We start from the raw sequence: 11322 nt of genomic DNA, 5'->3' as shown, positions 1-11322 counted from the left end.
GGCGTCGCTGCCGCGCGGCACCGCGCTGCAAGGCTTCAGCGTCGGGCGCGGCGCCAACCTGGCGCAGGCGTCGGATGCGGGCGCGGGCGCGACCTACCAGCCGCCGCGCGGCATTGCGCTGACGCTGAACGCGCCGCTGGCCGACGACGACGGCAATGTGTTTGTGTTCTATGACTATCCGGGCGCGCCGGCGACCGCCATCTTTGACACCGCGCCGCTGGACACCGGGCGCAACCAGTTGACGACGCAGACGGTGGTGGTTACACGCAGCATCAACGGCGACGAAGACTTTGACGGCGACGGCCTGCCGAACGCGGCGGAAATCGCCGCCGGCGAGAACCCGCTGACGACTGGCGGCGTGGCCGGTTTGCCGACGGTAACCGTCGGGCGCGCCAGCCCGGCGCACTTCGCCTATTCGGGCGTGCGCGCCAATGGCGCGGCGGCGCACTTGGGCGTGCGCGCGACACCGCCGGGGGCGCGGCTGTCGGCGTGGTATCTGTCCGACACCTTCGGGTTTGAGGGCATGTATCCGCAGTTTGACATGAACGCGCGGCGCTACGGCTGCGAACGCCGGTTCCCGGCGCAGTTCCGGCTGCCGCCGGCGCAGGGCGGCTGCGAGCCGGTGGATTGGGAGAATGTGCGCGCCGGTGTTGATCACCGCGTGGGCTGGCTTGCGCTGAACGCCGCCGGGCTGTGGGCGGTGGACACCGGCACGGTCAGCAACCTGCCGGAGCAGGTGGTGCGGCGCGTGCCGGAAGTGCGGATGGATGCGGCGCGGGTGTATGCCAACACCACGCAGGCGGCGACAGTGGCGGCGTCGCATGACGGCGCCGGTGATGACAGTCTGGTGATTGAGTTCAGGAGTTCAGCCGGCGCGGATGTGCTGCGGGTTGCGGCGGCGTCCGGCGGTGCGCGTTTTGCGACGATGACGAGCGTGTCGGCGACCTGGGAGATTGCCGGCATGACGACTTCGGCGGCGGTGGCCAACACCGATTTGCTGTGGCGCGCGGGCGATGGCTTTGGCGGTTTGTCGGCGGCCAGTTATTCGCTTGGCGTGGTAACGCGGACGCGGGTGGACAATGTGGGCGCGGCGCAGGTGGCGCCGGTGTTCGGGCGCGCGGCGCTGGTGCGCGGCGGCGATGTGGTCGCGGTGCTGGTGGCGGGCGTTTCCAATTACCGGCTGGATGTGCGCGTCGCCAACCTCGGCGACGGCGCGACGGTAACGGCGCGCGACGCCGCGGGCGTGCTGACGGGTGCGAACGCGCCGTCGGTGAGTGTTGCGGACAATGTCGCGAGCGTGTCGTTCAATGTGCCGTCGGGCGCGGCTTCGGCTTCAACGGCGACGGTGGCGATTGCGATGGAAGCGCGCAACGCCGGCGGCGGCGCGACGACGGCGACCTGGGTGTATCCGGTGGTGGCGGCGGCCAGCCCGCTGGCGCTGGCCAACGATGCCGACAACGACGGCATCGCCGACCTTTACGACTGGTTTGACGCGGTAACGACCGACGACGAGGCGCGCCGCAGTTACGGCGGCGCGGCGCTGCTGCCGGTGGCGGTGGCCGACGCCGGCGTCAGCACGGCGACGCGCACCGAGGGCATGCTGCGCGGCCATCACATCCGCGCGGTGTCGCCGCAGCATGAACTGCACATCGGCCCGGCGACGCGCGAGCGCTTGCAACGCCGCGCCGCAGAAGTGGCGGCGGCGGTGGCAGCCAATGAAGAAGACGAACTGCGCTACGCCGACTTTGCCGCGTCGCGCTTCCTCAGCAACGCCGACGGCCAGCAGGAAGTGTCGTACGACTTTGAGATTCGCGGCGTTGAGCCGGAACCGGCGGAAGGCGGCGGCATCACCGGCGGTCGCGCGGGCGTTATCATCCCGCTGTCCCGCGACTTCCTTGACGCCACCGCAGGTTCAAACCTGCGCCCGGTCAAGGAGGGCGGCACCGCTGACGGCACCGGCGGCACGGCGCCCGCCGGAACCCGCGAATTCAGCCGCGACGCGGCGGATGGCGACTACGGCTTCGCACAATACATCGGCGACATCAACGCCGAAGACGGACGCTGCCCCGACGCCGGCGGCGGCGCCTACACCTTCGGCCCCGGCAGAGGGACTTGCCTGCTGCTGTACATCGTGGACGGCGGCGCCAACGACGACGACGGCGCCCGCAACGGCGTCATCCAGGACCCCGTCCGCCTCATCCGCAGCGGCGCCGCCGCCGCCGGCGGCGGCACCCGCAGCCACGGCGGCGCCTTCGACCCGCTTGGCCTGCTGGCCCTGCTGGCCCTGTCCGCGCTGACCCTGCTCCGCCGCCGCCGCACCCGATAACCCCGCCGGCGGCGGCCAAACCCGTGCCGCCGCAGGCCAAACCCGCGCCGCCGGCCCTGTCCGCGCTTCGCTGCCCACTGCCGCACCTGATAACCCCGCCATCGGCGGCCAAACCCGCGCCGCCGGTCTGCTGCACCGGCGGCTTGCCGCCACCCCGCAAATAAACGCCCGGCGGACAGTGCCGGCCTGCTGTTTCCGGCGTGCACTTGCGTCTATTCGCGACCATTTTCCGTTCGTCAGTTGAATCGCTACCGCTCGTCGGTTTGCGGATATACTACCCTCGTTGACACCACAAAATGATGGCTCTTTTCACCAACAGCGGAGAAAATCCATTATGAAAAACAACGAGCATCAAGAGATGACAAAAGAAGAACTGGAACAAATCCGGAAAGTCACAAAAGAAGAACTGCAACCATTCCGGGAAGAAATCCGGACTGAGTTGCGGCAAAGCCTGGCCGCCCAGGAGCAGAAAATGGACCGGAAAATAGACCAGAAAATGGCCAGGATGGAAGCGAGCATCATACGCTGGTTTGTCGGGGTGTTTCTGGCCGCAGTGGTCGTGATGAGCTCTCTAATCAGCGTCTATACGATGATGATAGCCGGGAAAGCCGGATGAAAGCGGTGGAACAAGACCCGTATGAGGCTTTGTACAAGGAGGAGAGGCGTCTCTTCATCTTGTGCGTCGTTGTGTGTCTGGTCACGATGATTGCGGCCTGCACGACCATCGTCATCAACATGTCCATAGCGATTGACAAGGCCAACGCCCGCGCCGCCGAAACCTGCATCCTGCAATGCTCCGCCAAAGGAGACGCCGGCATCAGATGAAGATACTGAAAGCCGCCGCACAATCCGGCGCCGGCCATATCTGCCCGGCGGCGCTTAATCAGCCCGCGTGCGGCAGAGGGCGTACCCCCCCCCCTGACAGGGCGGTTTTTGGCGCTGGATGGCGCTTTTGGCGGCGTTTGCGGGCGTTGTTTGTGGTGGCTGTCCGGCGGTGGCGGCCAAAGCCGTGTTATGCCTGTATAATGGCCGCCTGCCTTGCCCGGCATTCCCCAAGACCTGAACAATGAAAACTGCGCTGCAAAACCTGTATCGCGCGCCGCCGATGTTCCGCCGGCGCCGCGCCGCGCGTGCGTGGCGTGGTGTTTGCGGGCGGCGGTGGCGGTCGGGGTTGCCGCGTGCGGCGTTGTTGCGGATGGTGTTCGGCGTTGCGCGCGTTGGGCGTGGTGTTTGTCGCGGGCGGTGGCGGTTGGGGTTGCCGGTTGCGGGGGCAGTGCCGCTCGCTGCGTTGTTTGTGCTTGCGCCGATGGCGGCCAGCGCGCAAACCGCCGGCACCGTCACCTTCTCCGCCACCGGCTCCGGCGGCGACCGCGACGCCACCGCCCCCGGCCTGCAAATCAACGAGGGCGACAGCGTCACCCTCACCGTCACCGCCAACGGCCTCACCGCCGGGCGCGTCCTTGGCACGCTGAACTACGGCGGCGGAACCGCCACTTACGGACAGAATCAAGATTATATCGGCCCCAATGTGGGCGGCGCACAGTCATCCTTTGACCTGACGCACCCGACGACGACCCAAGCGTTCACCATCACCACCCGCGACGACAGCGACCTCGAGGGCGAAGAAACTTTCGTATTCTCGTATAGCGGATCCCCCGTCGGCCTTGGCGCCACCCCCGCCTCATGGTCCAGCGGCGCGCCGCTGACCATCACCGTCACCATCCTCGGCAACGACGGCAACGCCTTTTCCATCGCCGCTGAGGCCGCCAGCGTCGCTGAAAACGCCGGCAATGTCATCTTCACGGTTGCGATGGTCGGTGATGCGCTTGTCAGCGGTGAATCGCGCACGGTGGATTGGGCGGCTTCCGGCAGCGGCATCACCTCGGGCGACATCGGCGCCACCAGCGGCACGCTGACCTTCACCGAAACCGGCGAGCAAAGCCTCAACATCGCGCTGACCGACGACGCCGACGCCGAGAGCGACGAGCCGCTGACCATCACCCTCAGCAACCCGAGCGGCGGCGCCGTCCTCGTCTCCGGCGCCAGCAGCGCCAGCACGACGATTCTCGCCAACGACCAGCCGGGCACCCTCACCATTGCCGCCACCGGCTCCGGCGGCGACCGCGACTCCACCACCGCCGGCCTGCAAGTGGACGAAGGCGACACCATCACCGTCACCATGACCGCCCACGGCAAAACCGCTGGCGTGGTCCGAGGGCAACTTGCCGTCACCGGAACAGCCACCAACTCTGCCACGCTCGGTGATTTCGACGTCTCTAACCTTGGTGGTATTTTGGTACGAGTAGAGACAGGTGCCACTGAGGGCAGTCTCAATTTCAGAGTCAATGATGACTCTCATCGTGAAGGAGACGAAACCGTCATCTTCACAATTGGCGCATTCGATACTACGAGCAATCCGATGCCCGCCACTTGGTCCCTCGGCTCACCCAGCAGCGTCACCGTCACCATTCTCGCCAGCGACAATGAACTCGCCGCCGACGCCACCGCGACCCTCTCCGCCAGCGTCAACGGCGGCCCGGCCTGCACCGACTGCCGGGCGAACGAGGGCGACTCCCTTGCCATCACCCTCACGCTCACACCGGGGGCCGGAGCAATCGGCTTCAACAGCGAGTCTTTTGGCGGAACGGCCACCCAGGGGGAGGACTACACCGGCGTACGGGAAAGCGGCGTGGTTGTCTGGCCGACGGAAATATTCAATGCAGGCACCGGCTACTCAGACACCAACAATTACATGATCGTCAATGACACCACCGCCGAGCCGGATGAAACCATGACCCTGGAGGTGCCATCGGTTGGTCAGAACCCCGGCAACCTCGCCGTCGCCCGCGGCGCCCCGATCACCATCACCATCCTCGCCAGCGACGGCGACGCCGCCAGTTTCGCCGGCACCGCCACCATTGTTGCCAACCAGACCACCGTGGGCGAGGGCGCCGGCGCCACTTTCACCGTGTCGCTGAGCGGCGCCGAAGCCAACGCCGTTGCGACGGCGTCGTTCACGGTGGCGGGCGGCAGCGCCGACGCCGCCGACTATGACATCGCCGGCTTTGCGGCGGCGGCGACGGCGGGCGAGATTGGCATCAGCGCGGGCGCCGACGGCGCCGGCAGCGCGACGATCGTGCTGAACATCGCCGACGACAGCGCCGGCGAAGGGCCGGAGACGCTGCAAGTCAACCTGCGGGCGGGCGGCGGCGTCGCGCCGGGCAGCCCCTCCAGCGCGGTGACCACCATCAACCGCAGCGATGTGGCGGTGGGTTTTGAGAGGACGAGTTATCTGGAAAGGGAGGATGTCGGCCAGTTTCAGGTTTGCGTTGAGGTGAGCAATCCGTCCGACAGCCAGCCGCTGGACGACGAGTTTTCATTGGCCGCCAGCACGCGCATGGGCACCGCGGGCGGCGGCGACTTCACCGCGATTACCAACCAGATTATCGGGCCGTTCACAAACGACACCCGCCGGCGGTGCATCGCGGTTGAAATCACCGACAGCGCGGTTCCCGAGAACACGGAGAACTTCTTCATTGACCTCGCGCCGCCGCCGGGCGGGACGCTTGCCGGGGCGGTCATCAGCCCCTCCCAGGCCACTGTCAACATTGAGGACGACGACACCATCACCGTCGGCTGGGCGCAGGCGTCCAGCAATGTGACGGTCAACGAGGCTTCGGGCACCGTCGTGCTGACCGCCGCCGTGCTGTCGCCGGCGCCCGGCGACACGATTGAGCGCAGCGACTTCAGCCTGGCCGTCAGCACGATAGCGGGCAGCGCCGGCGGCGCCGACTACACGGCGCTGACAAACCAGTCCATCGGCCCGTTCGGCAACAACGCCCGCGTCGCGACCGCGACCATCACCATCAACGACGACAGCGTGTCGGAGTTGACGGAATCTTTCAGCGCCCGCCTCGGTTTTGTCTTGGGGCAGCCGGTGCCGGTGAACACCGACATCGCCCCGGCCACCGCCGCCGTTGCCATCATTGACAACGAACTGCCGTCGGTCGTCGTCGCCGCCGACCAGGCCGCGGTGAGCGAGGGCGGCACGGCGACCTTCACCGTGTCGCTGGCCGGCGTTGTCGCCGCGGGCGTTACGACGGTGTCGTTCACGGTGTCGGGCGGCAGCGCCGACGCCGGCGACTACGACATCGCCGGCCTTGCGGCGGCGGCGACGACGGGCGAGGTGGTGATCACCTCAAGCGCCGGCAGCGCCGGCAGCGCCACGATTGCGCTGAACATCACCGACGACAGCGCCGCCGAAGGCGGCGAGACGCTGCAAATCAACCTGCTGGCGCCCGCGGGCTTCATGCTGGGCGACCCCTCCAGCGCCGCCGTCATCATCAACTACAGCGATGTGGTGGTGGGTTTTGAGAGGACGAGTTATCTGGAAAGGGAGGATGTCGGCCAGTTTCAGGTTTGCGTCAATGTGATCGCGCCGACCTTGAGCCAGCCGCTGCCGGGCGCCTCGTTCTCGGTGGCTGTCAGCACCGAAGCGGGCAGCGCCGGCGGCGCCGACTACACCGCCATCACCAACCAGCGGGCCGGCCCTTTCGGCGACAGCCGCCGCTCGGAGTGCTTCCTCGTTGAAATCATTGATGACGCGATTCCCGAGAATGCGGAGACCTTCCCCCTTGCGCTCTCATCGCCGCCGGGCACGACGCTTGACGGGCTGACCATCAGCCCTTCCCGCGCCACCGTAACCATTGAAGACGACGACACCATCACCATCGGCTGGGCGCAGGCGTCCAGCAATGTGACGGTCAGCGAGGCTTCGGGCACCGTCGTGCTGACCGCCGCCATCCTGTCGCCGGCGACCGATGTGGCGATTGAGCGCGACCCGCTCAGCCTGGGCTTGAGCACGATGGACGGCGGCGCCGTCGCCGGCGCCGACTACACGGCGCCGGGCACCACCATCGGCCCGTTCGGCGACGACAACCGCAGCGTCGCCGTGACCATCGCCATCACCGACGACAGCACAGCGGAGGCGTTGGCGGAGTCTTTCACCGCCAACCTCGGCTTTGTTCCCGGCACGCCGGTGCCGCCGAACACCGCCGTTTCCCGGACGCTGGACAGCGCCACGGTAACCATCACCGACGACGACCCGCTGGTTGTGTCGCTTGAACCGGCGCCGCCGGGCACGCGCATCAGCGAGGGTGCGGGCGATGCATACACCTTCCGCGTCGGCGCCGCCGGCGGGTCGCGCGCGGACGCCAGCGTTGTCGTCACCGTCGGCGGCGACATCACGCTGACGGGCAGTTTGACCAACATTGATGCAAGCGTCATAGACGACAGCCTTGACCAGAACAACCTGGGGCCGCAGTTCACGCTGACCCTTGACACCACAAAGGCGTTCACGGTGCAACTGAACGACGACAACCACAACGAGGGCGAGGAGCGGATCACGGTGGAATTGTCGCAGTTGATGCCGGCAGGCCCGCTCCTCGTGTTCGGCGCGGTGACGCGCGTTGAGATTGTGGTGGAGGCGAGCGACCCGATGACGGCCACGCTGTCGGCCAACGCGGCGACGGCGCGCGAGACCGGCGACGCCAACTTCACGGTGGCGCTGGACGGCGGCGTGCCGTCGGTCGGCGCCGTCGTAACCTACGACTTCACTGTCGTGCAGAACCACACATCGGGCGGCGTGGCGGCAACGATAGACCAGCACCCCGGACGCCCCGACATCATTGACCGCGGGCAGGGGCGCGCCACCATCGCGGCGGGCGCGACGCACGGCGCCATCGTGCTGAACATCCACCGCGACGGCTACGAGGAAAGCACCGAAACGCTGACGCTGACGCTGACGGGCATCACCGCCGCGGGCGCCGCCGGCCTCGGCGACGCCACCACCGCGGCGGTGGCGATCTCGCCGAGCGGCACCGCGTTCCGGGTGCTGCGGGTGAGTCTTACGGGGCGTCTGCAATGCGACGACGCCGTTCCCGGTTTTATCGGAGTTCCCGGCTCTCCCGCAACGGCAGGCATCTGCGATCTCTTCACGCAGGGTGTGAGGACATTGCCGCAGCTGACGGAAGACGGCGCGGCGATTTACTACGAGCCTGCCGGCACCGGCGGCAGCAGCGGCGGGACTTTTAGCAGTCCGACGGTGCAGTTTGAATTGCTGGAAGGCGCCGCTTATAGTGATCACCAGCTTGGCCTCAACTTCCAGGACGATGCACAGGGCGCGGCTGCATTGGGCGCGGTTCCGGCTGATGGCGACCTCGCCAGTGGCCGCTCCGGGTCTCCCGAAACGGGAGACGGGTCTGTCGGCCTGAGAATCAACAGCGACCAGTTGAACGAAGGCACCGAAACCTTCGTCGTACAAATCACCTCATTCACCGACTGGGATCCGGACGAAGGTGAGTACAGGGACAGGGGCACCGTCATTGAATACGCAGACCCGGTGTCCGGCTCGTTCGGCATCGCCGCGTTCCGCGGCGTCATTCTGGACCACCCCGAAGACACGCTGATTGCGTCCGTCGCCGACGCCGCGGTCACCGAGGGCGCGACGGCGTCGTTCACGGTCACCCTGGGCGGCGCCACCGCCACCGCCGACACCACAGTGCCGTATTCGGTGGTGGCCGACGCGCCGGTGAACCCGGTGGCCGCCGGCGAGATTGACGCCCGCGAAGGCGTCTTGACGATACCGCAAGGCTCGGCCACCGGCGCCATCCTGGTGCCGACGGCGGGCGCCGCCAACAACCTGAACCAGACCACGCGGCACTTCACCGTGCAACTGCTGCCGGGCGTCGCCAGCCGCGGGGCGGTAACGCGGTCGGAGACGGCGCTTTCGGCGAGCGGCGCCATCGCGGACGACGACGACATCTTGCTGGAAAGCGTCGCGCCCGCCTTTGACGGCGACGCCGTGGAGGGCGACATCGCCGAGTTTGTCGTAACGGCGAGCAACCCGAGCGCCGACGCCTGGACGCTGCGCTGGAGCGCGTCGGCGTCGGGCGGCGGCGCGGCGCAGGCTTTGCAGCCGTGCTCCGTCGCCGATTTGTGTTTTGTGCCGGGCGCGCAGGGCAGGCGTTTTGTGCCGCCCGGCGTCATCAGCGCCGAGGTGACCTTCCCGGCGCACGCGACAACGGCGGCCTTCTCGTTCCTCGTCAACCAGGACGGCGTCGCCGAAGCGCGGGAAACGCTGGTTGCGGAAATTAATGCGGACGAGGTTCGCGCCGGGCCGCGTTCCGGCGTCATCACGCCGACGCTGAGCGGCGGCGGCGCCGCGTCGGCCAGTTTGCACATCGCCGCCAACGACGCCGCCATGCGCTTCCTGACCGCCGGCGGCGCCAGTTCCATGCGCCTGCGCGAGGGCGATGTGGCGTCGTTTGATGTCGCGCTTGACGGCGCCACGCCGACCTCGGTTGTGACGGTGCGCTGGGTGGTGGACAGCGACGCCGCCAACGACCCGAACGCGCCGGGCCAGGTGAACCTCGCCGAGCCGTCCGACTACGCGCCGGCGTCGGGCCAACTGCGCTTCACGCCCGACAACTTCGCCGAGATGCAGACCGCGTTCATCACCATCACCGACGACGACCTGAACGAATCCACCGAAACGCTGACGGTGCGGCTGTTCGGCACGATGGGCGGCGTCAGCACGGACGACGCGGCCATTCAGGTAACCGGAACCGTCGTCATGAACATCCGCCAGAGCGACCCGCTGACCTGGTCGCTGGCCGAAACGCCGCCCGCCGAGGTGGCCGAGAGCGCCGGCGACCTGCGCTATGAAATCACGCTGAGCGGGCGCTCGGAAGGCCGCCTGACGGCGCCGCTGACGGTGACCGGCAGCGCCACCGCCGCCGCGCCCGACGACCCGGCGCGCGATGTCGCGCTGCCGCCGCCGACGGAGGCGGTGGCGACGACGGCGACGGCGGTGTTCGCCGCCGGTGCGACGCGCACGAGCATTGCGCTGGCGCTGTTTGACGACGACGAGTTTGAGCGCCCTGAAACGGTCATTGTGGAACTGCCCGCCGCCGCCGGCATGGGCAGCGACGCGCGCGCCGGCTTTGTGACGCGCGCGCCGCGCGAGAACGACTACCGCGCGACCACGCTGATACGCGACAACGACAACGCCACCATCACGCTGGAAGGGCCGTCCGCGGCGGTGGCCGAGGGCGGGGCCGCGGCGTTCACGGTGACGCTGGCGGGCGACGCGCTGGAACTGGATGTGGTGGCGCCGTACAGCGTCGGCATTCTTCAGCAGGCCGGCATCGGCGGCGCGCAGAACACCGCCGCCAACCCCGACTTCACGCCCGGCTTCACGCCCGGCGCGGCCACCACCGGCGCGCTGGTCATCGCCGCCGGCACGACGCAGACCACCGTAACCTACCGGATTGTGCGCGACGGCATCGCCGAGAACGATGAAATGCTGCGCCTGGAATTGCTGCCGCCGCCGGGCGGCAATGTGACCGTCAGCGGCAACACCAGCGCCACGGTCGTCATCCAGAGCGTTGCCGCGCCCGCCCGCCTGAGCGCGGCGCCGGCGCCCGGCTACGGCACCGCCGTCGCCGAGGGCGGGGTCATCGCGTGGCGCATCGCCGTCGCGCCGACCGGCAGCACCACGCCGGAAACGCTGGTGCTGCATTACGCCGTTGTGGATGGCGACGGCAACGCCGCCGGCATCGCCAGTGACATCGGCTTCGCCGACGGGCGCGTGTTCGGCGGCGCGACGCGCACGGTCGTCGGGCATGTTCCGGCGACGCAGACCTTTATTGAGACCACGCCGGAACTGACCGTCTATCGCGACGGCGTCCTGGAAGACGCCGAAACGCTGTTTCTTGCCGTGTCGCTCGGCGTGACCGGCACGATTCCGGCCAGCGACCAGGCCATTGAAACGCTGCAAATGACGCTGCCGCTGACCGACGGGCGCGTGGACGCGCCGCTGGCCATCGCCGCCTCCGACGGCGCCGCAAACGGCCCGCCGCAGCCGCTGCTGACAACGCTGCCGGCGGCGCCGGAAAACAGCACCGCCGTTGTCGTGATGGAAGGCGATGTGCTGA

The 11322-nt window shown here is 68.1% G+C and carries 4 protein-coding genes; all 4 read left to right on the top strand.

The genetic code is table 11. The annotated features are described in order from the left end of the window. On the top strand, nt 1–2326 hold a 2326-nt coding region (locus tag OXU50_04475), incomplete at its 5' end, for a hypothetical protein (protein ID MDD9869131.1). Between the two features lie 334 nt (nt 2327–2660). Continuing rightward, nucleotides 2661–2942 (top strand): hypothetical protein, encoded by a 282-nt coding sequence (locus OXU50_04470; GenBank protein ID MDD9869130.1) that lies wholly within the window; start codon nt 2661–2663, stop codon nt 2940–2942. After that, nucleotides 2939–3151, top strand: coding sequence for a hypothetical protein (locus OXU50_04465; GenBank protein ID MDD9869129.1), 213 nt, complete (start codon nt 2939–2941; stop codon nt 3149–3151). Before OXU50_04470 ends, OXU50_04465 begins: the two co-directional genes overlap by 4 nt. A 481-nt stretch (nt 3152–3632) precedes the next feature. After that, nucleotides 3633–11322: hypothetical protein (locus OXU50_04460; protein MDD9869128.1), on the top strand; the 7690-nt coding region annotated here is incomplete at its 3' end.

The sequence above is a fragment of the Gammaproteobacteria bacterium genome (assembly GCA_028817225.1).
Lineage (GTDB): Bacteria > Pseudomonadota > Gammaproteobacteria > Poriferisulfidales > Oxydemutatoraceae > Oxydemutator.
The sequence above is the reverse complement of the archived record's forward strand: the minus strand, read 5'-3'. Positions and strand labels throughout refer to the sequence as shown.